General features: G+C 71.0%; 19 protein-coding genes and 1 tRNA gene. 10 read left to right on the forward strand and 10 right to left on the reverse strand.

The features are described 5' to 3' along the window. The first annotated feature begins 15 nt into the window (after nucleotides 1-15). Both AB0F88_RS25005 and mptB read left to right on the forward strand, forming a co-directional pair. Nucleotides 16-696 carry a glycosyltransferase gene (locus tag AB0F88_RS25005; protein ID WP_362688539.1) on the forward strand — a complete coding sequence of 227 codons (681 nt, stop codon included), beginning with the start codon at nucleotides 16-18 and terminating at the stop codon, nucleotides 694-696. Between the two features lie 194 nt (nucleotides 697-890). Then, nucleotides 891-2,354: a polyprenol phosphomannose-dependent alpha 1,6 mannosyltransferase MptB gene (gene mptB / locus AB0F88_RS25010; protein WP_362688541.1), complete on the forward strand. Its 1,464-nt coding sequence runs from the start codon at nucleotides 891-893 to the stop codon at nucleotides 2,352-2,354. On the opposite strand, the gene AB0F88_RS25015 is transcribed toward mptB, so the two are convergent. Beyond that, nucleotides 2,236-4,743 (reverse strand): hypothetical protein, encoded by a 2,508-nt coding sequence (locus AB0F88_RS25015; protein WP_362688544.1) that lies wholly within the window; start codon nucleotides 4,741-4,743, stop codon nucleotides 2,236-2,238. The two genes, mptB and AB0F88_RS25015, sit on opposite strands and share 119 nt — an antisense overlap. A 78-nt stretch (nucleotides 4,744-4,821) precedes the next feature. Here AB0F88_RS25015 and AB0F88_RS25020 point away from each other — a divergent pair, with 78 nt between their 5' ends. The 3 genes from AB0F88_RS25020 to serS all read left to right on the forward strand — a co-directional run bounded on the left by AB0F88_RS25020 (nucleotide 4,822) and on the right by serS (nucleotide 8,835). Next, on the forward strand, nucleotides 4,822-6,282 hold the full coding sequence (locus tag AB0F88_RS25020; protein WP_362688547.1) for a glycosyltransferase 87 family protein: 1,461 nt from the start codon (nucleotides 4,822-4,824) through the stop codon (nucleotides 6,280-6,282). A 194-nt stretch (nucleotides 6,283-6,476) separates the two neighbouring features. Next, nucleotides 6,477-7,397, forward strand: coding sequence for a prephenate dehydratase (gene pheA, locus AB0F88_RS25025; RefSeq protein ID WP_362688550.1), 921 nt, complete (start codon nucleotides 6,477-6,479; stop codon nucleotides 7,395-7,397). Nucleotides 7,398-7,572: 175 nt separating this feature from the next. Next, entirely contained in the window at nucleotides 7,573-8,835 is a 1,263-nt protein-coding gene (gene serS, locus AB0F88_RS25030; protein WP_362688553.1) for a serine--tRNA ligase, read from the forward strand. Between the two features lie 63 nt (nucleotides 8,836-8,898). Here serS and AB0F88_RS25035 read toward each other — a convergent pair whose 3' ends face one another. Beyond that, the gene (locus tag AB0F88_RS25035; RefSeq protein ID WP_362688556.1) at nucleotides 8,899-10,515 is read right to left on the reverse strand and encodes a hypothetical protein; all 1,617 of its coding nucleotides are present in this window, start codon (nucleotides 10,513-10,515) and stop codon (nucleotides 8,899-8,901) included. 196 nt (nucleotides 10,516-10,711) lie between these two features. After that, a complete protein-coding gene (locus AB0F88_RS25040; protein ID WP_362688559.1) occupies nucleotides 10,712-11,257 on the reverse strand; it encodes a TetR family transcriptional regulator in 546 nt (181 codons plus the stop codon). Nucleotides 11,258-11,362: 105 nt separating this feature from the next. Here AB0F88_RS25040 and AB0F88_RS25045 point away from each other — a divergent pair, with 105 nt between their 5' ends. Next, nucleotides 11,363-12,514, forward strand: a complete 1,152-nt coding sequence (locus AB0F88_RS25045) for an FAD-dependent oxidoreductase (RefSeq protein WP_362688562.1) — start codon at nucleotides 11,363-11,365, stop codon at nucleotides 12,512-12,514. Between the two features lie 65 nt (nucleotides 12,515-12,579). On the opposite strand, the gene AB0F88_RS25050 is transcribed toward AB0F88_RS25045, so the two are convergent. Next, complete coding sequence (locus AB0F88_RS25050) at nucleotides 12,580-12,783, reverse strand: cold-shock protein (RefSeq protein WP_012886943.1); 204 nt, start codon at nucleotides 12,781-12,783, stop codon at nucleotides 12,580-12,582. A gap of 237 nt (nucleotides 12,784-13,020) precedes the next feature. Between AB0F88_RS25050 and AB0F88_RS25055 the strand changes: the two genes are divergently transcribed. Further along, nucleotides 13,021-13,821, forward strand: a complete 801-nt coding sequence (locus AB0F88_RS25055) for an HAD family hydrolase (protein ID WP_362688565.1) — start codon at nucleotides 13,021-13,023, stop codon at nucleotides 13,819-13,821. A gap of 147 nt (nucleotides 13,822-13,968) precedes the next feature. On the opposite strand, the gene AB0F88_RS25060 is transcribed toward AB0F88_RS25055, so the two are convergent. Beyond that, nucleotides 13,969-14,484, reverse strand: coding sequence for a bacterial proteasome activator family protein (locus AB0F88_RS25060; protein ID WP_362688568.1), 516 nt, complete (start codon nucleotides 14,482-14,484; stop codon nucleotides 13,969-13,971). A gap of 4 nt (nucleotides 14,485-14,488) precedes the next feature. Beyond that, complete coding sequence (locus AB0F88_RS25065; protein ID WP_362688571.1) at nucleotides 14,489-15,445, reverse strand: NAD(P)H-quinone oxidoreductase; 957 nt, start codon at nucleotides 15,443-15,445, stop codon at nucleotides 14,489-14,491. A gap of 117 nt (nucleotides 15,446-15,562) precedes the next feature. Here AB0F88_RS25065 and AB0F88_RS25070 point away from each other — a divergent pair, with 117 nt between their 5' ends. From AB0F88_RS25070 to AB0F88_RS25080, 3 genes are all read left to right on the forward strand, one after another. Beyond that, nucleotides 15,563-17,965: an AAA family ATPase gene (locus tag AB0F88_RS25070; protein ID WP_362688574.1), complete on the forward strand. Its 2,403-nt coding sequence runs from the start codon at nucleotides 15,563-15,565 to the stop codon at nucleotides 17,963-17,965. 119 nt (nucleotides 17,966-18,084) lie between these two features. After that, nucleotides 18,085-18,173, forward strand: a tRNA-Ser gene (locus tag AB0F88_RS25075). A 205-nt stretch (nucleotides 18,174-18,378) separates the two neighbouring features. Further along, nucleotides 18,379-18,876, forward strand: coding sequence for a creatininase family protein (locus AB0F88_RS25080; RefSeq protein WP_362688576.1), 498 nt, complete (start codon nucleotides 18,379-18,381; stop codon nucleotides 18,874-18,876). 210 nt (nucleotides 18,877-19,086) lie between these two features. On the opposite strand, the gene AB0F88_RS25085 is transcribed toward AB0F88_RS25080, so the two are convergent. From AB0F88_RS25085 to AB0F88_RS25100, 4 genes are all read right to left on the reverse strand, one after another. Further along, the gene (locus AB0F88_RS25085) at nucleotides 19,087-19,929 is read right to left on the reverse strand and encodes an alpha/beta hydrolase (protein WP_362688579.1); all 843 of its coding nucleotides are present in this window, start codon (nucleotides 19,927-19,929) and stop codon (nucleotides 19,087-19,089) included. Continuing rightward, nucleotides 19,926-20,363: a MarR family transcriptional regulator gene (locus tag AB0F88_RS25090; protein WP_362688582.1), complete on the reverse strand. Its 438-nt coding sequence runs from the start codon at nucleotides 20,361-20,363 to the stop codon at nucleotides 19,926-19,928. The genes AB0F88_RS25085 and AB0F88_RS25090 overlap by 4 nt, the downstream gene beginning before the upstream one ends. A 612-nt stretch (nucleotides 20,364-20,975) precedes the next feature. Beyond that, complete coding sequence (locus tag AB0F88_RS25095) at nucleotides 20,976-22,220, reverse strand: integrase core domain-containing protein (protein ID WP_362688585.1); 1,245 nt, start codon at nucleotides 22,218-22,220, stop codon at nucleotides 20,976-20,978. After that, a complete protein-coding gene (locus AB0F88_RS25100) occupies nucleotides 22,174-22,773 on the reverse strand; it encodes a helix-turn-helix domain-containing protein (RefSeq protein WP_362688588.1) in 600 nt (199 codons plus the stop codon). Before AB0F88_RS25100 ends, AB0F88_RS25095 begins: the two co-directional genes overlap by 47 nt. Nucleotides 22,774-23,018 lie beyond the last annotated feature (245 nt).

The raw sequence follows: 23,018 nt of genomic DNA on the forward strand, positions 1-23,018 counted from the left end.
CACTGGAGGTGTTCGATGACCGGCACGGCGGCGATCATTCCCGCCAAGGATGAGGGCGACAGGATCGGGGCCACCGTGGCCGCGGTCCTGGCGCTGCCCGGCGTCGATCTCGTCGTGGTCGTCGACGACGGCTCCGTCGACCAGACGGGGCGGGTGGCCAAGGCCGCCGGGGCCCGGGTCGTGCGGCACAGCCACAACCGGGGGAAGGCCGCCGCCATGGAGAGCGGCGCCCACGCGGTACGCCTGCTCGACGGCGAGGAGCCCCGGCACCTGCTGTTCCTCGACGCCGACCTGGGCGAGACCGCCCGTACGGCCGTGCCGCTGATCGAGCCGGTCGCGTCGGGCGAGGCCGACATGACGATCGCCGTCTTCGTCACCCGCGTGAAGCTCGGCGGCCACGGGTTCGTCGTGAGGCTCGCGCGCGAGGGCGTCGAGCGCGCCACCGGCTGGGCACCCGCCCAGCCGCTCAACGGGCAGCGTTGCCTGACCCGGGCGGCCTTCGAAGCCGCCCGGCCGCTGGCGCGCGGCTTCGGCGTGGAGACCGGTCTCACGATCGACCTGCTCAGGAAGGGCTTTCGCGTGCGCGAGGTCCCGGTCGAGATGGCGCACCGGGCCACCGGCACCGACTGGAAGGCCCAGATCCACCGGGCCAGGCAGTTCCGCGACGTCGCCCGCGCCCTCCTGGCACGCCGCTGACCTGGACCGGCTGACCTGGACCGGCTGACCTGGACCGCCGGCCGGGCACCGCGGCACCGCCCGGTTCACCGACGTCACGCCGGGCACCGCACCGGGCACCGTGCCGGGTGTGCTGGAATTTGCGGGTGACTCGGGATGCGTCGGTCGTCGACGAGAGGCGGAGACCCGCCGGCGATACGCCGCGGGGGCTCGACGTGGCCGCGTTCGGAGCCGTGGGGCTCTCGGCGGCGATCACGGTCCTGATCGGGCTGCTGGGTCCCTCGGCCATGGTCCCGAGGTTGCCCGGGCCCTCCTGGCACCCTCCGTACTCGCTGGAGGCCCATCCCGGCGCACATTCGGTCATCGCCCTGGGCGCCGTCGCCATCGTGCTGGGCGGGCTCGGCCTCGCCGCCGCGCTCAGGTCCCGGTGGCGGCCCGACCCGCGCCGGCTGCTCTACGCCGGCTGCGCGGTGGCGGGCCTGCTCGCCTTCCTGCCGCCCTCCGGCTCGGCCGACCACCTCAACTACGCCGCGTACGGCCGCCTGGTCACGCTCGGCCGGGACCCGTACGCGATCACCCCCGCCACCCTGCCCGGCGACCCGGTCACCGGAGCGGTGGAGGAGTGGGCCGGTGTGACCAGCGTCTACGGTCCGGTCGCCACCGCGGTGCAGGCGCTGGCGAGTCTCGTGGGCGGCGACTCGGTCAGGCTGACGGTCTTCGCGATGGCCGTCGTCAACGCGGCGGCGTTCGTCGGCACGGCGCTGCTGCTGCACCGTTTCGCCAGGGGGAACGCCGACCTCCAGCGGCGGGCGGCGCTGCTGTGGACGGTCAACCCGCTGATGATCTACCACCTGGCCGCCGGGATGCACGTCGACACCCTCGCCATCGCCTGCATGGTCGCCGCGCTCACGGTTCGCGGAGCCGCCTCGGGGCTGCTGCTCGGGGTGGGCATCGGGGTCAAGCTCAACGCCGGGCTCGTCGCCCTCGGGCCGGCGTGGGAGCTGCGCCGCTCGCCCGGCAGGCTCGCCGTGGTGGCGGGGACCGCGACGGCCACCGTGGTGGCGATCTACGCCGTCGCCGGGCCGCACGTGCTCGACCAGGTGAGCGCCGCCAGCAGGAAGGTCTCCCTCGCCACGCCCTGGCAGCTCGTCAAGGTGGGGCTGCAGTCGCTCTTCGGGCCGGGCGCGTACTCGGCCTGGATCCAGATCGGATCCCTGCTCCTGATGGCCTGCCTGGCCTGGCTGGTGCTGCGGGCGTCAGGGGTGCTGTGGACGTCAGGAGTGCCGGGGGCGTCGGGGGCGTCGGGGGCGTCGGGGGCGTCGGGGGCGCAGCCCGCCGGCACCGCGCCCGTCGTCGCCGCCGCGATGGTGGTCGCCTGGCTGTTCGCCGCGCCGTACGCGCTGCCCTGGTACGACGGGCTGGCCTTCGCGCTGCTGGCCCTGGCGTCCTGGCCCGCGCTGGAGGCGTTCATGGTGGCCAGGGTCGTCGTGCTGTCGCTGGGCTATCTCCCGGCCAGGGAGGCACTGCGGCCCGACGACCTGCTCTGGACGAAGACCCTGCTCAGGGAGACGGTGGTGCCGTGGACGCTGCTGGCACTGACGGTCGCCCTGGCGTGGTGGGCGGCGAGAGCCGGACGGCGCGCACGCAGGCGGCCAGCGTCAGCGGCACCGCGACCGTGAGCGCCATGGCCGGGATCGCGATGCCCGAGTCGTTCATCAGGAACCCGATCAGCGCGCAGGCCAGCGCCCCGAGCAGCCCGGCGCGCAGCGCGGGCGCGAGCGCGTAGGCCCGGCCCAGGGCCGACGCGCCCCACCGCGACGGGCGGTCGAGCACCAGGAACAGGAACGCCAGCGCGACCAGCGTGAGCAGCGACAGCGACCAGTTGCCGACCGTGACCCCGATCATCGCGGCGAACTTGCGGCCGACCACGGTCCAGGCCTCCCCGTCCAGCACCTGCTGCACGAAGGCGCCCAGGTGGGTGCGCTGTTCGGCGGGCCGCAGCCAGTCGGCCACCGCTATGGCGCCGATCAGCAGGCCGCCCGCGAGACCGACCAGGACCAGCTTGACCGGCGAGACCCGCCCGCCGGACAGCAGGATCAGGAAGACCGCCACCCCCACCAGGAAGGCCGGGACCCCGCCGAAGTCGGCGCCCCACGCGGGCCAGCCGTCGGCGAACACCGCCAGCCCCCCGTACGCCGCGCACACCGTGAGCGCGAGCGAGCGCCGGCCGCGCGAGATCAGCCACTGGGCGATCCCGGCGAGGGCCAGGATCGTGCCGGCGGAGTAGACGGCGAAGGCGATGTTGCTGAAACCGTAGAAGCGCCCGCCGGTGACCGGCTCGTAGCCGGTGACCGCGTTCACCTGCAGCGCCGAGCCGGTCATCACGTCGGCCAGCAGCGCCACCGAGGTGACCGCGGCGACCACCGTCAGCGGGCCGAGCGGGTGCGCCCGCCACGGCCCGGCGAGCGCCACCCCGGCGACCGCGCAGGCGAAGCCGAGGATGGTCACGATCACCCAGACCATCGGCGCGGGCAGGCTCCACCAGGGGACCAGCTGCGCCAGGAAGGTGGAGACCGCGATCGCCCCGCTGACCACGGCGACGACCCGGACGGCCGTCAGGGCGCGCGAGCCGCCCCAGCCCCGGCGGATCGCGACGGCGGCCAGCAGGTAGAACAGGATCTGGACCGCCACGAACACCGCGAAGAACGGTCCCCTCACCTCGCGCAGCACCTGGCTCGCGAGGTCGTCGTCGGCCAGCTTCCCGGCCGTCGCCGCGACCGGCTCCCCGCTCGGCACGTCGCCCAGCCAGGGGCGTCCCACGACGCCGTGGGGGACCTTCAGGTCCAGCAGGCCGATCGCGGTGGCGGTCAGGTCGGTGTTCGTGACCAGGCCGTCCTGGCGGGTGGAGGTGGCGGTGAGGTAGCCGCGGGCGTACGTTCCCCCGTCGGGGGACGGGCCCCGGGCGATCGCCACGTGCAGGTGGGGTGCCGCCGAGGTGTCGGCCGGCCCCCCGACCAGGACCGTGGTCCCCGTCCCGGGCGACGGGGTCCCGGGTGACGGGGTCAGGCGGTCGAGGACCGCGCCCACCACGCGGTCGGCCCCGGCCACGGCCTCCCGCCTGGCCTGGCCGGTCATCTCGTCCGTGGCGCCGTCCGTGGCGCCGTTCGTGGTGCCGTTCGCAGGGTCGTCCGCGGCGTCGGCCGGGGTGCGGCCGCCGGTCCAGGCCCTGGTGAGGTCGTCGGCCTCGACCACGATGAGGCCGTACGGGGACAGGTCGCCCAGCTGCTCAATGCTCGCCGCGTATTTCCCGATTTTTCCTGACTTATTGGCGGCGGCGAGGGCGGCTCCCGGCCCGACGGCGGCCACCTTCAGGCCCGCGCCGGCCGCGAGCTCGCCCAGCTGCCCGAGAACCGGCCGGTAGGAGGTGGTGGCGTTGAAAGCGGACAGCTCGGCCCAGCCGGGCACGCTCGCCCCGCCGCCGGGGGCCGGCTCCGGTGGGCGCGGGGGCTCGCAGCCCGCACCGGGCGCACCCGCGCGCTGGCCGGCCGAGACCGTCAGCCAGCCCGCCACCGGGCAGGTGATCCCCCGGTCGGGCGGCGGGACCGCCCGGGTGGACATGGACGCGGAACCGCCCTCGCCCACCAGCCTCCACAGGTTCGGGGTCCGCTCCCGGTCCAGGTCGCTCCACTCCAGGCCCGGTATCCCGACGATCACCACCTTCCCGGGAAGCGCCCTCGCCGAGGCGCCCGTCCCCGTCGTACCGGCACCGAAGGCGCCCGGAGCGCCCGGAGCGCCCGGAGTCCCCGCAGGGCCGGCGGCGGCGAAGGACTTCGAGGCGCCCGGGACGCCGAGGAGGACGCAGAGCAAGGTCAGCAGCGTGGTCAGCGACACCAGCAGCGCGGTCGGCAGCGCGGTCGGCAGCGTGGTCGGCAGCGCGGTCGGCAATGGGGGCGGCAGCGGGGACGCGGCGGCCGGAGCGGTCCCGGCGGCCCGGCGGAGCGCCGGTCGCGTCGCGGTCCCCCCGGTGGCCGGGCGCGCGGTCCCGTGACCGCGGTGTGCCGAAGCCATCCGGTTCCCCCTGTCCGTATCCGCTGTCCGTATCCGCCGGGCGGCCGTTTTCCCGGCCCCACGGTAACCTGCCTGCTCGTGAGGACTGGCGAGGTGACCACGACCGGGCGGCGCCCCTCGACGTGGCTGTCATGGATGTCGTGGCTGCCCGCGTTGCTGCTCGTCGCCGCCGCGGTGGCCCCGCTGGTGCTCTACTGGCTGGGCAACGTGGACGACCAGCGCCTGGTCGACCTCGATGTTTACCGTACCGGCGGAGCGGCGATCCTGGAGGGCCGGCCCGTTTACGGGTTCATCACTCCCGCGCCGCAGCTGCTGCCCTTCACCTACCCGCCGGTGGCGGCGCTGCTGGCCACGCCGCTGGCGGTGATGTCCTGGACGGCGGCGCAGTGGGCGTGGACCGCGTTGATCTTCCTGACGCTGGCGGTCACCGTCCGGCTCTCCTTCCGCGCCGTGTTCGGAGGCCCGGAGGCCGTGGTCGAGGGCTCGGGCGCTGTGCTCGGAGGCCCGGAGGCCGTGCTCGGAGGCCCGGGTGCCGTCCCCGGTGCGGCCGTCTCGGGCCCGGACGCCGCCTCCGGCGCGCCCGCCGGAGACGCGGCGCGCACGACGGGGACGTTCGAGGGAGTACGCGCCCGGCTGGGCGGGCTCGCCAGGTTCGGCGAGGGCGGGGCGGGCCGCCTGTGGGCACCCCTGCTGTTCGCCGCCCTGATGATCGCGTGCACCTATTTGATGCCGATCAGGGACCAGGTCCGCTTCGGCCAGGTGGACATCCTGCTCGTCGCGCTCTGCCTGGCCGACTGCGTGGCCCGGCGTCCGGTGTGGCCGCGCGGCATGCTGATCGGCCTGGCCACCGCGGTCAAACTCACCCCGGGCGTCTTCCTGATCTACCTTCTCCTCGCCGGTTTCGGGCCCGGCGCGAGGCGGGAGCGGCGCGGCACCTTTTTCGTGGCCGCGCTCACCGCGGCGCTGCTGACCCTGCTGCCGTTCCTGGTGATCCCGGCGGACGCCGCCGACTTCTGGTTCCGCGCGCTGCTCGATCCCGAGCGGCTCGGCGCGAACGCCGCGACCACCAACCAGTCGATGCGCGGCATGCTCATCCGCCTCTACCTGCCGGACGTGCTGACGAGCCTGCTCTGGGTGGCGCTGGTCGCGGTGGTCGCCTGGTACGGCTTCCGCCACGCCCGCAGGGCCCTGCTCGACGGGCACCTCGTGGCGGGGGCCGCCCTGGTCGGGCTTATGGCCGTACTGCTGTCGCCGGTCGCCTGGATCCATCATCTGGCCTGGGTGGTCGTGGTGCTCGGCGCGCTGGCCGGTGACGGGCGCGACCCGGTCAGGCTCCGGGTGGCCGCCGGGGTCTGGCTCTACTACGTGCTGCCGATCCCCTGGTGGGGAGTGACGATCAAGGCCGCGGAGATCCCGGTGCTCAGCCCCGTACTGGGCAAGATCGTGCAGAACGGGTTCGGTCTGGGCGCGCTGGCCCTGGTCTGGCTGCTGGGGGTATGGCTGCCCAGGCGGAGAGAGGCGTTCCGGGCGCTCTCCTGACGGTGTTCCGGACCGAGCCCCCTGACGGCTCCTCCTGCTCGCCCTCCCCGCGGTTCCGGTCGCTCCCCTGCCGGGATAAGGCCTCTGACGTGGAACGATGACGTGGAACGACTTCGAGTGATCATGTCGGAGCCGGCCGCGTCAGTAGGTAATCCTGCGCACATTTTCCGACAGTCGCCGGATAACCTGGGGACATGTCGAAACTCGCTTACCTGGGACCGGAGGGGACCTTCACCGAGGAAGCCCTGCGCATCCTGGCGCCCGAGGCCGAGCGCCTGCCGAGCCCGAACGTCACCGCGGCCCTGGAGGCCGTCCGGCGCGGCGAGGCCGACGGAGCCGTCGTCCCGATGGAGAACTCGCTCGAAGGCGCCATCACCACGACCCTCGACGAGCTCGCCCGGGGTGAGTCGCTGCTCATCACCGCCGAGCTGCTGCTCCCCGTCGAGTTCTCGCTCCTGGCGCGTCCCGGCACCGAGATCGGCCACATCAAGAGGGTCTTCTCCCACCCGGCGGCCATCACCCAGTGCCGCAACTTCATCGCCCGCGAGCTGCCCGACGCCGTGGTGGTCGCCGCCCCGTCGACCGCCGCCGCGGCGCAGGAGGTCGCGCTTCCCGGTTCGCCGTACGACGCGGCCATCGCCGCGCGCATCGCCGGTGAGCACTACGGCCTGGTCGAGCTCGCGGCCGGGATCGGCGACCGCACCGACACCGTCACCCGGTTCGTCCAGGTGTCGCGTCCCGGCCCGCTGCCCGCGCCGACAGGTGCCGACCGCACCTCGTTGGTCGTCTTCCTCGCCGACGACCACCCGGGCGCGCTGCAGGAGATGCTGACCGAGTTCTCCGTCCGCGGCGTCAACCTCTCCCGCATCGAGTCACGGCCCACCGGCGACGGCATCGGCCGCTATTTCTTCCACTTCGAATTCGAGGGCCACGCCGCCGACGCCCGCGTCGGAGAGGCGATCTCGGGGCTGCACCGCATCTCCGCCAAGGTGCGCTTCCTGGGCAGCTACCCGCGCGCCGACGGTCTCTTCCCGCAGATCAAGCGCGGTACGAACGACGGTGACTTCGCCGAGGCCGCCGGCTGGCTCAGCAGGGTCCGCACCGGTCAGGTCTGATCGTCACCCGGCCCGCGAGCCGGTGCCCGGTTCTGGGACGGTGCCGGGGCGCGCCCGCCGAAGGCGTCCCGGCGGGCGGGAAACGGATGCCGCGGCCGGCTCGTCACCGCCGCCGCGGGGACGGGCCGGGTAATCCGGGCGCGGACGCGAGCCGTACATCGGTAGCCTTGTGGCTGTGATTGACCTGCGTACCCTTCGTGAGGATCCCGACCGGCTACGGGCGTCGCAGCGTGCCCGCGGTGAGGACGACTCTGTCGTCGACACGCTGCTCGACCTCGACGAGCGGCGGCGCGGCGCGCTGAGCCGCTTCGAGACGCTCCGCGCCGAGCAGAAAACCGTCGGCAAGTCGGTCTCCCGCGCCTCCGGGGAGGAGAAGGCCACCCTGCTGGAGCGGGCGAAGGACCTCTCCTCGCAGGTCAAGTCCGCCGAGGCCGAGGCGGAGAGGCTCGGCACCGAGCTCGACGAGCTGCTCTACACGGTGCCCAACCTCGTGGAGGAGGGGGCTCCCGCCGGCGGCGAGGACGACTACGTCGTGCTGGAGGAGGTCGGCGAGAAGCCGTCCTTCGACTTCGAGCCCAAGGACCATCTGGCGCTGGGCGAGCTGCTCGGCGCGATCGACATGGAGCGCGGCGCGAAGGTCTCGGGCTCGCGGTTCTTCTTCCTGAAGGGCGCCGGCGCGCGGTTGCAGCTCGGGCTGCTCAACATGGCCATGCAGCAGGCGATCGAGGCGGGTTTCATCCCGATGATCACGCCTGTGCTGGTCAAGCCGGAGTCGATGAAGGGCACCGGTTTCCTCGGCGCCCACGCCAGCGAGGTCTACCACCTGCCCGACGACGACCTGTTCCTGGTCGGCACGAGCGAGGTGCCGATGGCGGCCTACCACGGTGACGAGATCCTGGACGGCTCCGCGCTCCCGCACCGCTACGCGGGATGGTCCTCGTGCTTCCGCCGCGAGGCGGGCTCGTACGGCAAGGACACGCGTGGCATCATCCGGGTCCACCAGTTCGACAAGGTCGAGATGTTCTCCTACGTACGCCCCGAGGACGCGCACGCCGAGCACCTGCGCCTGCTCGACTGGGAGAAGGAGATGCTGGCCAAGGTCGAGCTGCCCTACCGGGTGATCGACACCGCGGCCGGAGACCTGGGGTCGTCGGCCGCGCGGAAGTTCGACTGCGAGGCGTGGGTGCCCAGCCAGGGCCGCTACCGCGAGCTCACCTCGACCTCCAACTGCACCGACTTCCAGGCCCGCCGCCTCGGCGTCCGCTTCCGCGACTCCGGCGGCAAGCCCCAGCACGTGGCCACCCTGAACGGCACGCTGGCCACCACCCGCTGGATCGTCGCGATCCTGGAGAACCACCAGCAGGCCGACGGCTCCGTCGTGCTCCCCAAGGCCCTGCGCCCGTACGTCGGCCTCGACGTGCTCGAGCCCGTCAAGTAGGCCCGCGCCGCGCGGCGAGGCTCGCGGTGAGGGCCCCGCCGCGCGGCGGGGCCCTCACCGTGTTCACGCCGGACGCTCCTCCGCCTTTGCCGATGTCCCCGCTCGCGCCGCGCCCGCCCAGCCGACCAGGACGGATCCTCCGACTCCGATCCCGCCGACGAGCCAGGCGAGGAACCCGGCCGTCGGATAATCGTCGATGGTGCCCGACCGCCAGGCCGTGAAGAGCATCCACATCGAGAACGGCGTGCAGACGGCGATGGTGACCAGCGCCAGCCAGGTCCGCGCCGGTACGCGCGCCCGGATCGCCGCCGCCGCCGTGAGGATCGTCGCGACGAGGGCGCAGACGCCGCCGAGCAGGGCCACCAGAGCGCCGATGATGTAAATCTTGTCGGACGGCAGGGTGAGCACGAAACCGACCGCGGCGAGGACGTACGCGGGCACGGCCGAGCCGGTGGCCCGCCGCGTGTGACGGCGTGCCACGGCCATGCCGGACATGAAGCCGAGCAGGCCGACGAAGAGGCCGATGCGGTGCTCCGTCGTCAGGTCGACGCCCGGCGCGTCGAGCGGGATCGCCGCCTCCGCGGAGAAACCCCCGTCGGACAGGCCCATCCGCCGCCAGTTCCCCCGCGCGTCCCGCACGGCGACGCCGTCGTCGCCGTTGGCCGCGACCACCACGTGCCCGCCCGGTACGCGCTGTACCGCGATGGCCGAGGAACCCTGCCACGGTCTTTGCCACCGGTCCTCCATCTGCCGCCGGAGTGCTCCCTGACGTCCTTCGGAGACCGCCCATACCGTGTTCCAACTGGTCCCGCCGTCCCGGGACTCGTCCACCGCCAGCCGAGGAGGGACGACGCGGTAGCAGTGCGCGGGCTCGTCGGGAAGGCAGGCCCGGGTCACCGGATCGGGGGTGGGCGAGGGCCCGGCTCCCGGGAGGCCCGAGTCCGGCGAGGGCGAGGGGCTCACAGGGCTCCGCTCCTGCGCGGGACGACCGATCCACGTACGGCCGCCGTCGCGGGAGAGGATCTCGGCCCCCTGGTCCAGGACCACGGTGATGCCACCGCCGCGTACGAAGACCTGCGTCGCCGCGGGCGGCTGCGGTTCGGCCGCGGTGGCGGTCACCCCGACGAGGGCGACCGGGACGATGATCAGCGCGCGGATCCGCCGTACCGGGTGATCGGTGCCGCATCGGCGCCAGATCAGCCACGCGACACCCAGCGTGGGCAGGGCCACCAGGTCGGTCGGGTCGGCCAGGATCCGTGAGGGGCCCGCGGCCAGGGTCCAGGCCCGGGAGGCGAGTTCCGCGCCCGCCTCCGTGGTCTTGACCAGGGTGAAGCCCACACCGGTGGCGACGATCGCCCCGTGGGCGGCGAGCCGGGTGGGGGCGAGGGAGGCCGCGGTTCGGAGGGAGGCGAGGACCGGGGAGGAACCGGTACGGAGGGAGGCGAGAGCAGAGGAGGAACCGATTCGCAGGAGGGCGAGAACCGCGGAGAAGGCGAGGGAAAGAGCGAGGGCGAGTACGGGCGGGGCGACCAGCAGCCCCGCGACGTCGCTCAGCTTGCCGGTGACGAGCCCCGGCCACAGGGCCTTGAGGAGATGGTCGTTGACCAGCAGGACGAAGGTGGCGACCACGGTCGCCGGATGCCCGAACCAGGCGAGGAGGGGCTCTTGCGAACTTTCCATGACCGGCTAGATCCGCCGCGGCGCGGCCCGGTTCGGGTGCGGCGGCATTCGTGACCGAGGCGTGTCCCGGAACCCGGGCGGCTCGCACGCCCCCGGTGCCCGGCGGATCCTCCCGCCTGTCCCGCCGGCCTCGCCTGTCCCGCCGGCCTCGCCTGTCCCGCCGGCCTCGCCTGTTCCGCTCGCCTCGCCGTTCCGCTCACTCGGCGAGGTAGCGCTGGACCGTGGGGCCGAGCCAGTCGACGATCTCCTCCCGGGACATGGCCACCACGGGCGGCAGGCGCAGGACGTAGCGGCACAGGGCCATGCCGAGGACCTGGGTGGCGGTGAGCCCCGCCCGGAGCGCGGCCTGGGCGGGATCGGCGCTGAGGCGGGCGACGAGGGGGCCGAGCTGGGCGGCGAAGATCTCGCGCATGCGCTCGGCGGCGCCCTCGTTGGTGACCCCGGTACGGAGCAGGATCATCATGCCCTCGTCGTCCTCCCAGCGGTCGAGGAAGTGGGCGACGAGCGTCCTGCCCACCTCCTCCCGGGGAACCGCCGCCAGATCCGGAAATCTCAGGTCGACGTCGGCCGCGGCGGCGAAGAGCCCGTCCTTGTTGCCGTAGTAGCGCATGACCATGGACGGGTCGATGCCCGCGTCCGAGGCTATGGCCCGGATGGTGGCCCGCTCGTAACCGTCCGACGCGAAACGCTCGCGTGCCGCGACCAGGATCGCGGCCTTGGTGTCCTCCGAGGTTCTCCGCATGTCAACAACTGTAGGCCAACAGCTGTTGACATCGCCAGGGCGAAGATGCACAGTTATGCCAACGAGCGTTGACCAACAAGCGTTGGCATACTCAAGGAGGATGAAATGCTCCCCACGCTTCCCACGACCACGGACGTTCTCGTCGTCGGCGCGGGCCCGACCGGCCTCACCGCCGCCGTCCACCTCGCCGGGCAGGGCTTCGACGTGACCGTCGTCGACGACCAGGCGGCCGGTGACAACACCTCGCGAGCCGCCGTCGTGCACGCCAGGACGCTGGAGGTCCTCGAGGACCTCGGAGTCTCCGCGCGCCTGGCGGCCCTGGGCATCCACGCCCGGCGGTTCACGATCAGGGACCGCGACAGGATCCTGGTGCCCGTCGGCTTCGACCGGCTCCCGACCCGCTACCCGTACACGCTGATGGTCTCCCAGGCCGTGACCGAGCGGGTGCTGCTGGAGCGCCTCGCCGAGCTGGGCGGACGTGTCGCCAGGCCGTACACCCTGGAAAGCCTCACCCAGGACGACGAGGGGGTGACCGCGCGTCTCTCCGGGGGCGCGGTCGTCACCGCGAAGTACCTCGTCGGCGCCGACGGCATGCACAGCACGGTCCGTGAGCAGGTGGGAGTCGCGTTCGAGGGCGGGCGGTACGCGGAGTCGTTCAGCCTGGCCGACGTGCGCCTCACCGGCGGCGTGCCCCGAGACGAGGTCGTCCTCTACTTCTCGCCCGCCGGGCTGGTCGTGGTCGCGCCGCTGCCCGACGGCACCCACAGGATCGTCTCCACCGTGGACGAGGCGCCCGCCCTCCCCGACGTGGCCTTCGTCCAGGGGTTGCTGGACGCCCGGGGCCCCCGGAAGGAGCGCGCCGTGGTCGGCGAGGTCGTCTGGGGATCGCGCTTTCGCATCCACCACCGCGTGGCCCGTACGTTCCGCGCCGGGCGGGTCCTGCTCGCCGGTGACGCCGCGCACGTCCACAGTCCCGCGGGAGGGCAGGGGATGAACATCGGGATCCAGGACGCCGTCGTCCTGGCCGAAGCCCTTACGATCGCTCTCAAGGGCGGGGAGGAGGCGCTGGACCGCTACACCGCCGCCCGTCGCCCGATCGCCCTCCAGGTCGTCGCCTTCGCCGGGCGGCTCTCCGGGCTGGCCAACATGAACAGGCGCCTGCGACCGCTCAGAAACCTGATCCTGCGACTCCTGGCGCTCAGCCCGGCCTTCCGCCGGCAACTCGCCTGGCGGCTCTCGGGCCTGGTCTACCGGTGAAAGGTAGAAGGCGGGGTCCGCTGGAAACGAACCCCGCCTTCCGGTTCAACCAAGAGGTCTATGCGTCAGACGGCGCGGACCTGCGAGGCCTGCGGGCCCTTCTGGCCCTGGGTGATCTCGAACTCGACCCGCTGGCCGTCTTCGAGGCTACGGTAGCCGTTGCCCTGGATCTCGGAGAAGTGCACGAACACGTCCGGTGCACCGCCGTCCGGTGCGATGAAGCCGAAGCCCTTTTCAGCGTTGAACCACTTGACGGTTCCCTGAGCCATTAAAGCTCTCCCTCAGGATTTGAAACTTTGGGATTCACACCTCATGAACCCCATGTGTCGTACAGCGGGCCCCGGGGTGGCTCAGTAAAACTGGTTTTCACAACGGGATTCAGCTAATACAACGCCATCACATCTAACACTATCCGGCGCAGGCGTGTTCCCGCCATGAGGAAGATTCCTCGGACCGGATCCCTGGGGCCGACACGCCAGCCATCACAGTGCACACTGGGACGTGTTATGCAAAGCCCCAGGCTGGTCGCCACCGACCTCGACGGCACCGCTCTGCGCTCGGACGGCACCGTCTCCCCCCGTACGGCCGCGGCTTTTGCGCTTGTGGAGAACGCCGGGGCCACGCTGGTCTTCGTGACCGGCCGGCCACCTCGTTGGATGCACATGGTCGCGGGAGCCGTACGCCATCGAGGGCTGGCCATATGCGCCAACGGAGCCCTCGTCTACGACCTGCACAGTGAGCAGATCGTCAAATCCCACCTCATCCACCCGGACGTGCTTGAAGAGGTGGTGAGGCGTCTGCGCGAAAAGGTTCCCGACCTCGCGTTCTCTGTGGAATACGAGGGCGGATTCGCCCACGAATCGGACTTCCGTCTCGGAGGATGGGACAGCAAGGCGGTCGGCGGACGCCGCGTCGGAACGGACACGCTCACCTCGCGGCCGTGCGCCAAACTTCTGGCACTACATCCCAGAATGGACCCCGACATCCTCCACGCGGCGGTTTATGGGCTGGTCGGCGACCTGGTCACCCCCACCCATTCCAGCGGCCGGGCACTGATCGAGATGAGCGCGCACGGCGTGACGAAGGCCTCGGCGCTGTCCCACCTGGCCATGACGCTCGGCATCGTGGCCGAGGAGGTGATCGCCTTCGGTGACATGCCCAACGACCTTCCGATGCTCCGGTGGGCCGGAGTCTCGTACGCCGTCGCCAACGCCCACCCGGAGGTGCTGGCCGCGGTCGATCACGTGACCGCGGCCAACAACGACGACGGGGTCGCCGGGGTTCTTGAGGAGCTCTACAGGTCGTGACGGGCTCCGCGGGCCCTCCGAAAGCTCCGCGATCGGGGGGTCGACGGCGTCCGCCGTGCTCTCCGCCCGGTTCGCGAGCCCTCGCCACGCCCTTCGGCGGGCCGGCGGGTGTCGTGCGGGGGCCTCACAGATCGTGCGGGTTCCTCGTCACAGGTAGGGGCCCGCGTTGCCGCCCGGGGAGCCTTCCTGCTGCTGGAGGGACATGCCGCCGGGCAGAGCCCTGCGCATGTTCTCCAGCTGGGCGCGAGCCGCCATCTGCTGGGCGAACAACGTGGTCTGTATGCCGTGGAACAGCCCTTCGAGCCAGCCGACCAGCTGCGCGTGGGCGACCCGGAGCTCCGCCTCGCTGGGCGGGGTGCCGTTGACGTCCTCGGTGAACGGCAGCGAGAGCCGTTCCAGCTCCTCGACCAGTTCCGGTGCCAGACCGTCTTCGAGCTCCTTGATGGAACTCTGGTGGATCTCCTTGAGCCGCTTGCGGCTGGCCTCGTCCAGCGGAGCCGCCCGGACCTCCTCGAGGAGCTGGCGGATCATGCTGCCGATGCGCATCACCTTGGCGGGCTGCTCGACGAGGTCGGCGATCGACCGGCTCTCACCCTCCTCCTCGCCCTGGGAGCCCTGGGGACCCACGACCACGATGTGCGGAGTGCTCTCCTCAGCGTTCATAGCCTCAACTTACTAGCAGGATTTTCCCGATGTGTTCTCCGGACTCCAGGATGCGGTGGGCCTCGGCCGCGTCGCTCATCGGCACCCGGGCGTGCACCACGGGCCGGATGGCCCCGGCGTCGAGCAGGGGCCAGACGTTGTCCACGACCCCGCGCACGATCGCCCCCTTCTCGTCGACGGGCCGGGAGCGCAGCGTGGTGCCGTACACCGAGGCCCGCTTCGCGAGCAGGGCTCCCAGGTTCAGCTCGCCCTTCGCGCCACCCTGCAGGCCGATCACGACCAGCCGGCCGCCCGTCTTGAGAACCCTGATGTTCCCCGGAAGATATTTGCCGCCCATGATGTCGAGGACCACGTCGGCCTTGACCTTCTCCGAGAAGTCCTCCCGCCGGTAGTCGATCCCCTCGTCGGCGCCCAGCTCCAGGCAGCGGTCGATCTTCTCGGGGGACCCGGCGGTGACGACCACGCGCGAGCCGAACGCCTTCGCCAGCTGCACGGCCATCGTGCCGATCCCGCTGGCACCGCCGTGCACGAGGAGGGTCTCGCCCTTCCGAAGGCGCGCGGTCATGAAGACGTTGGACCAGACCGTGCAGGCCACCTCGGGGAGCCCGGCGGCCTCGACCAGGTCGACGCCCTCCGGCACGCGCATGACCTGCTGCCAGGGAACGGCGACCTTCTCCGCGTACCCGCCGCCGCTGAGCAGCGCGCACACCCGGTCACCCGGCGCGAACCCCTCGACGTCCGGACCCACCGCCTCGACCACGCCGGAGCACTCCATGCCCGGGTACGGCGAGGCGCCGGGGGGCGGGTCGTAGAGCCCCTGGCGCTGCAGCGCGTCGGCCCTGTTGACCGCGGAGGCGGCCACGTCGATGATGACTTCGCCGCGTTCGGGCAGCGGATCGGGAACCTCCCGCCACGTCAGCACTTCCGGTCCACCAGGTTTATCGATCACGATGGCGCGCATGTGATCAAAGGTATCCGCTGAGCCCCAACTTGGTGGTTGCTCGCGTTGACAGGAACACAGGGCGTTAACCTGCTATGTGTTTGCTGCCCTTTTATGCCCATCCCGAGGGGGAACACGGTGGCAAGACACGATCGTGAGGAATCTCTCGAGGAACAGCTCGCATGGCTCGACGCCATCAAGGAGCAGGAGGAGGAGGCGCCCGCCCTGGCGGTGAAGGCCACCACGGTGGACGACGCCGTCGTCTCGCCGTACCCGAAGGACCCCTGGAGTCTGGTCCCGACCGAGCCCGACACGACGTCCTCGCCGCTGTTCCGCGCGGCCGTCGACTCGGCTCACCCGGTCGCCGACCCTCCGGTGGAGGACGCCGACGCGGCCGAGTGGATGGAGGCCTCCGACACGGTGAGCTCCTTCACCGTGCCCGCTCCGGCATCCGGCAAGCAGGACAACGACGGCTTCCTCGCGCCGCTCAAGCCGCTGCCGCGCCAGGAGCAGGGTGACACCGGCGACCACGGTGTCGCCGACTTCACCGAGCCGCACCTTCGCACCCCGTTCGCGGCGCCCGCCCAGGAGCCGTCCCGCGGGCTGTTCGAGCAACCCAAGCGCCAGGCGGAGCCGGCCGAACCCTTCGCGCCTCCCGCCTCCGCCCCCGACCCGGCCGAGCCCTCCGACCTGGAGCCGCTCAAGCCGTCGTCCTCGGACACCGAGCGGTTCACCTTCGGCGGCACGGAGTTCGGCGGTGCCGACTCCGACCGCTTCTCCTTCGGGAGCGGCGGCACGCGCTCCACCTCGGGCGGCAAGGACTTCTCCTCGACCGGCTCCTCGACCGGCGGGGACTTCTCCGCCGGAACCGCCGAGGCCGACCGGTCCGCGTCCGGCACGACCGGGTCCGGCACGTCCGGCACGTCCGGTGCCTCCGACGGTGACGACCGGTTCTCGTCAGGTGCCGCGGAGGCCGACCGCTTCCCCGCCACCGGTGCCGAGCACGACCGTACGATCTTCGAACCCTTCGAGTCCTTCGAGTCCACGGTGACGTCGGTGGTGAAGGAGCCGCCCAGGCAGGCGCCCGAGCGCTTCGAACCCGACTCGGATCGCTTCGAACCCGTTCCGGCGCCCGTCCCCGCGTCCGGTTCCGAGCCCAGGCCCGAGCCCGCCGAGTCGTTCCGGGCTCCCGATTCCTTCGGCACCGACAGGCCGGAACCGGCCACGGCGCCGGAGCGTCCCGCGACCTCGGGCGCGTTCGGCCCGGAGTCCTCTTCGGCCTCCTTCGGCACGGACACCGCCCCCGGCTCCCGTGGCTCCTTCGGCACGGAGCGTTCCAGCTCGGCTCCGCCCCCTTCCGGTCATTCCGGTTCTTCCGGGTTCGCGGCCTTCTCCGGTCCCACGGCCTTCGCGCCGGGCCGGGACGCGCCCCCCGCCCCGGAGCGGGACTCGTCCCAGGAACGCGCGGAACGGGAGAGCCCCTTCGCGCCGGGCCGGGACGCGGCCGAACCCGTGCGGGAGCCGTACCAGGCACGCCGCCGTCAGACGGCCCCGGCGCCCGCCTTCGGCGCACCGGCCAGGAACCAGCCTCCCGGCACGGCTCCCCGGCAGTCCGCCGACAGCCTGGATCCGGAGTCGCTGCTGAGGGGCCGTCGCAACGCGCCCGCCGGGGGCTGGCGGAAGCTGGTCTACAAGGCGTCGGCCGGGCTGATCAAGCCCGGCGAGTCCCCGGAGGTCCGTCGCCGAAGGGAGCTGGTCGGCCGCGCACGCACCCCGGTGGCCACCGGCCACCACCGCGTCGCCGTACTCAGCCTCAAGGGGGGTGTCGGCAAGACCACGACCACGGTCGGCCTCGGCGCCACGCTGGCCCAGGTACGCGGCGACCGGGTCATCGCGGTCGACGCCAACCCCGACCGGGGCACCCTGTCGGACAAGGTCGAGCTCGAAACCTCCGCGACCGTCCGCGACCTGCTCAACGAGCGGCAGCAGATCAAGAGGTACGTGGACATCCGGGCCTTCACCTCCCAGGCCCCGTCGCGCCTGGAGATCCTCGCCTCCGACCGTGACCCGTCGGTGTCCGAGGCCTTCAGCGCGGCCGACTACCAGTCGGTCTCCCAGGTGCTGGAGAACTTCTACTCGATCTGCATCACCGACTGCGGCACCGGCCTGCTCCACTCGGCCATGTCCGGCGTGCTCGGACTGGCCGACCAGCTCGTCCTGGTCAGCTCCCCCTCCGTGGACGGCGCCCGCGCCGCCTCGGCGACCCTCGACTGGCTGGAGGCCCACCACTACGAGGAGCTCGTCCGCTCCGCGACCGTGGTGCTGTGCAGCGTCCGCCCCCGCTCGAAGTCGACCGTCGACCTCGACCGTCTGGAAGCCCACTTCGCGGCCCGCTGCCGCGCCGTCATCCGCGTCCCCTACGACCCGCACCTCGAGGAGGGCGCGGAGATCGACCTGGAAAGGCTCCAGCCCGGCACCCGCGAGTCCTACCTCCGCCTGGCCGCCTCGGTCGGTGACGGTTTCGCCGGTCCCCAACCCTGATCCGCACCCGGCGGGCGCCACGTCCCCGAATCGGGGACGTGGCGCCCGCCGGGTCAGGGCACGCCCGGGTCAATGAGAGACTAGGGTGCAATCTGACACGTTCTCCGGACGTGTCACCAGGAGAGCTCGCCTAGTGGACGATGGCGGCGGTCTTGAAAACCGCTAGGCCGGGTGACCGGTCTCGTGGGTTCGAATCCCACGCTCTCCGCTGAGCATCGCAAACGGCGTCTGACCAGGCACTTGGCCTTGGTGAGGCGCCGTTGATCGTTTCTGGAGTGTGCAGCCGTATGCCGTCGTGAGCGGCTCTGAGTCGGTGTTCGCGGGATATACGCGGAATGATGTTGGTCGCATCCGCGCAGGTCGCGCCGGGAAAAAGAGAAGAGGCCCCGGGGACTCCGGAGCCTCTTCCACGTGTGATCGATCATGCGGCCAGCATCTCCGCACGGACTCTGCACGCGATCGTCACCGATGTCTACGCCTCCGTCACCCGCTCCGGCCCCACGGCCTTGGTCGTCGTCAACGGCCACGGCGGCAACTACGTCCTGAGCAACGTCGTTCAGGAGGGCAACGCCGAAGACCGCCGCATGGCACTGTTCCCCTCACGCGAGGACTGGAACGAGGCCCGAGCTGCTGCCGGGCTCACCAGCTCCATGCACGAGGACATGCGCGCCGGCGAACTGGAGACCTTCCTGCTGCTGCACGCCTACCTCGACGTGATCCGCGCCGACTATGAGTCCGCCGACTGGATCTCCGACGACCGCCGCCATCTCCTGACGAAGGGCATGCAAACTTACACGGACAGCGGAGTCATCGGCCGGCCGTCTCTGGCCACTGCCGAAAAAGGCAAAGCCCTGCTCGACAGCCTCACCACCGGCTTCAACGAGGCACTCAGCCTCTTCGCGAAGCCCTGAGCAACGGTGCGTCGGTTGAGCGCGACCTAAGTGTCTAGTCCCACGACATGCTTGACGTTGCTGTCCCATGACACAGCTGACGAATGCCCTAGGAAAGACCGGCCTTGCGGGGCTGAACCGCTCTAATACGGCGGACAGGTTGAGCTTGGTGCGACGGACCACGGGGTGACGCCGACTGCGGAAGGATCGCGAGACCGCTTAGCTGAACCCTCAAAGGAGGAAGGCCACGGCCCGCTCGGCCACAACCGGGGCTGTTTTCCCTTCCGGCCCGAAATGGTTGAGGCCGTTCAAGGTTTCGAGTGTGGCGTTGGGAAGGGTGTCGCGGATAGCGTCGAACTCGGCTCTGCCGGCGCGCGCGGTGCGGCTCCCGCAAAGGAGCAGCACCGAAGCGGTGACGGCCGCGAACTCGGCGAGCCTGCCCTGCTGGGCTGCGAGCTGCTCGTGCTCGGCCAGACAGGCCCCCAGAAGGGGCCGCATCCGCTGCCAGCTCGGGCCGCGGAAGCCCACACGCATCGCCATGCGCAGATACCAGTACGGCATCTTGGTCATGAAGGCCGGCGCGCCGCCCGAGCCTTGGATGAAGTGAACGAACGCGCCGTAGGGATCGTCCGCGGCCAGCCGTTCCCGGTACGGGGCCATCCAGCCGGTGGGGACGGGAGCGACGGGCACTCCGGGCTCATAGACCGCGATGCGGTCAAACAGCTGGAACGAGCGTGCGGTCTCAAGGATGACGAGTGCGCCGTAGCTGTGACCGAACGCCAGCCGCGCTCCGGTCTCCGCCTGGACGGCGAGGAGGTCTTCTACTTCCTTTCCCAGGGCGTACTGGGGCCCCTGAGGGCCGCTGGCGCCGCGTCCTCGCCGGTCGACCACGTTCACCGTGAAGGAGCGGGCCAGCACGGAGGCCAACGGCAAGTAGTCCTCCGAGGTGCGCAGGCTGCCGCCGAGCACGATGAGGCCCGGCCCGGCGCCCATCGTCTGATAGCTGATCGGCGTACCGTCGGCCGAGGAGACGGTGCGCTGGTGTGCCGGTGAGGTCTGGATGCCCTGATTCATTTGGTTCTTTCTCGTTCCAGGCGGTCGAATGTGGCCAGTAGTTGCGCGGTGCGCTCGGCGTACTCGGCGTACGACACGCCGCTGTGCGCGACGAGTGCGGCCAGCCGGTCTTCAAGGCCCTGCTGGGCCGAGGCCACCAGCTGCTTTCCCTTGTTCGTGAGGCTCAGTTGTCGGCGGTGCCCCCCGGCAGGGTCGGGCTGGACGTCGAGAAATCCTTCGGCGGCAAGGACGGCGGTCATGCGGCTCACCGACGGCTCGGTCACACCGAGGGCGTCGGCAAGGGCCCGTTGCGTCGAGGCGCCCAGCTCCCCTACCAGGGTGAGCGCCAGGAAACGGCTGTAGGACACGTTGTACTCCGCCCGCAGGATCCGGTCGCCCGCCCGGTCCAGGCGGGCGGTGAGCACATGCAGGTTGAGGCTCAAATTTCGTTGCACCGTGTTAACTTAACATTCTAACTTAGGAATGCAAGTTAAAGCCGAGACTGGTTCACTCCCCGGATGGTGACCGTGAGTCGCAAGCCGCCGCAATCGACACCTACGGCCGGACCGTGCCGAAGATGCAGCGCCCTCGTCCGACCTGGACCGGGGACAGCGACATAGCGCTCGGACACGGGCGCTGCTGTCTACTCCTCGACATGGTTGATGTCCCACCACATCTCCCGGGACAGGACGCTGCTTCGAGGTGAGTGTCCAATCCCACGAGGAACGCACGCCGCCCATAAACGACGCACCGCGAGAAAACCGAACACGGCACCGGTGTCAAGCATGCCCTGGGACAGAGGTGTCGAGCATCTCCCGGGATAACACATGAGCGCGACCTAAGTGTCTAGTCCCGATTGATACTTGACGCTTTGGCATCGGATGATGCTTGACACTCCTAGCTGCTGTTTCGCTGTTCAGTATGCGCCTTGGACGTGATCAGGAAACCAGCACGGAGCTGCGGAGGATCACAGCTGCACGTGTAATCTCACCACGATGAGGTCGCCCGCACGGTAAAGGACGGGACCCGGGGTGCGGACAGGGCCGTCTGCCTCATCACCCTGATCCCTAGCCGCTCTTTCGCTGCTTGGTATGCGCTCTGGACGTGATCCTGGTGATCTCCTGAGTCGTGGTCCGGGACACGACGCGGATCGGTTCGCCATCGGCGTGGATGACGATGTGGGTGTCATCCACGGTCACATCGAGAATCTTGCGGGCGTGTACCCGGCCGATGTGGATCTTCTGGTCGACGACCATGATGCCGCCGCGGATGGAGACCGTGCGCTGAACGGTGACCGGCCCGGTAGGCGCGGCCGGTGGTGGCCCGGCCCGGCGAGCCCCGCGCAGCCGCCCGCACTCGGTGATCGGCAGCGGGCAGCGCACCGCGCGCAGCAGGGTGCGTTCGCCGTCCATGACCTGGGCGGTGATGCCGTCCAGGCGCAAGGTGACGCGCTGGCCGGCCAGATGAGCACCGATGCACAACGCATGACTGGCCAGGCTGACGACCCCGATCGAGCTGACCAGCCGATCCACCTCGATGGCCGCACGGTGCTGCGAGGCATCGCAGATCGGCGCGGGCCCGGCCGGGCGCGCAGCACCGCAGGCGACCAAAGCCGCCAGGTCCTTGACCGTCAGCCGGGAGGCCACCGTCTTGAGCCGGCCACCACCGGCGGTGGTGAACACGTGCAGATGCGCGGTACTGATCCACAACGTGATCGCCAACCCGGCGCGGTCGGGGCCGAGCCAGACCTGCTGGCGGCCGACCGACAGGTTGCCCGAGTCCGGCACCACCCGCTCGACCTCGATGGCCTGAAGGGCCATCGGCTCGGTCACCGCCACCTCCTCATCGGTGACGACTTCCGGCGGCGCCGAGACGGTCTGCACGGCCGGTGGCACCATCACACTCAGGCTCGCCGGCAACCGCAACGGCAACGCCTCATCGGCCTGTTGCCGCTGCTGGTGGTGGTCGGCCTGATCGGCGAAGAAGCGGTCGGCGGGAAAGGCCATCTCCAACGCCTGGTGCGGACGCGCGGTGTTGTAGTGCTCGGCGAAGGCATCCACCGCCTCCTGCGCCGCGTCCATCGAGGCGAACGGCACCTCGTCGTCGAGCAACTCCCGGCGCACCGTCTGGTGAAAGCGTTCGATCTTACCGGTGGTGGTCGGGGTGCGCGGCCGGGTATGCAGCAGCCGGATGCCGTTTTCCCGGCAGATGCCCTCGAACAAAACCTCACCGGCCTTGGGGCCGCCGAACCGGCCGGTGAACTGCTTACCGTTGTCGGTCAGCACCTCCAGCGGCACCCCGAAGGTGCGCATCGCCGCGGCGAACGCCGCACACCTGCCGCCCGGTGGGCCGGGCCACCACCGAGGCGATCACACAAAACCGCGAATGGTCATCCACCCCGGTGATCAGCTTGCATTCGGTGCCGTCTTCCAGCAGCACCCCGCCCATGATGTCCATCTGCCACAGCTGCATCGGCTCGGGCCGCTCCCAGCGCACGTAATCACCACGTTTGCGTTTACGCGCCATCGGATCGATCAAGCCGTTGCGCAGCAGCGCCCGGTAGATACTGGAGCGCGAGGGCACCGGATCCACCCCGCGCCGGGCCAGCTCCCAGCCCAACGTGCGCGGCCCCCACCGCGGATGAGCGCGCCGCAACTCACAGATCATCGCCTCGATCGCGGCCGGGGTCTGCATCGGATGCGCCCGCACCCGGTGCGAGCGATCGGCCAACGCGCCCAGCCCGCCCTCTCGATAGCGGCGCAGCCAGGTATGCACCGACTGACGCGAGATCCCATACCGTTCGGCGACATCGGTGACCTTCGCCCCCGACAACACCTCGATCACCGCGTGATAGCGCTGCTCCACGACACTCAACTCCACCAATGCCATTCCGGCCCCCGAAGCGCAGACAACGCCACGAGCAGGCACAGAAGACGATCAAGGTGTCAAGCATCAAGCGAGGCTTGAGTGTCAACCATCAAGCGAGACAGGACATGAGCGCGACCTAAGTCATTGCCGAATTGTTCTCATAGGTATCAAGCGGCGGCGCGGCGCGCCGCCGCACCCCCGGCCCTCCACCCGCCCGCCGTCCGGGCGTGCGGCCTGGGTGC

The sequence above is a fragment of the Streptosporangium sp. NPDC023963 genome (assembly GCF_040639135.1).
Lineage (GTDB): Bacteria > Actinomycetota > Actinomycetes > Streptosporangiales > Streptosporangiaceae > Streptosporangium.

Bases quoted from the DNA above. Each gene is read 5' to 3' on its own strand.
- AB0F88_RS25015 (WP_362688544.1), bottom strand. From the start codon at position 4,743: ATGGCTTCGGCACACCGCGGTCACGGGACCGCGCGCCCGGCCACCGGG.
- AB0F88_RS25060 (WP_362688568.1), bottom strand. From the start codon at position 14,484: ATGAACGCTGAGGAGAGCACTCCGCACATCGTGGTCGTGGGTCCCCAG.
- AB0F88_RS25095 (WP_362688585.1), bottom strand. From the start codon at position 22,220: ATGCGCACCTTCGGGGTGCCGCTGGAGGTGCTGACCGACAACGGTAAG.
- AB0F88_RS25055 (WP_362688565.1), top strand. From the start codon at position 13,021: ATGCAAAGCCCCAGGCTGGTCGCCACCGACCTCGACGGCACCGCTCTG.
- AB0F88_RS25050 (WP_012886943.1), bottom strand. From the start codon at position 12,783: ATGGCTCAGGGAACCGTCAAGTGGTTCAACGCTGAAAAGGGCTTCGGC.
- AB0F88_RS25065 (WP_362688571.1), bottom strand. From the start codon at position 15,445: ATGCGCGCCATCGTGATCGATAAACCTGGTGGACCGGAAGTGCTGACG.
- pheA (WP_362688550.1), top strand. From the start codon at position 6,477: ATGTCGAAACTCGCTTACCTGGGACCGGAGGGGACCTTCACCGAGGAA.
- AB0F88_RS25085 (WP_362688579.1), bottom strand. From the start codon at position 19,929: ATGAATCAGGGCATCCAGACCTCACCGGCACACCAGCGCACCGTCTCC.
- AB0F88_RS25040 (WP_362688559.1), bottom strand. From the start codon at position 11,257: ATGCGGAGAACCTCGGAGGACACCAAGGCCGCGATCCTGGTCGCGGCA.
- AB0F88_RS25045 (WP_362688562.1), top strand. From the start codon at position 11,363: ATGCTCCCCACGCTTCCCACGACCACGGACGTTCTCGTCGTCGGCGCG.
- AB0F88_RS25035 (WP_362688556.1), bottom strand. From the start codon at position 10,515: ATGGAAAGTTCGCAAGAGCCCCTCCTCGCCTGGTTCGGGCATCCGGCG.
- AB0F88_RS25005 (WP_362688539.1), top strand. From the start codon at position 16: ATGACCGGCACGGCGGCGATCATTCCCGCCAAGGATGAGGGCGACAGG.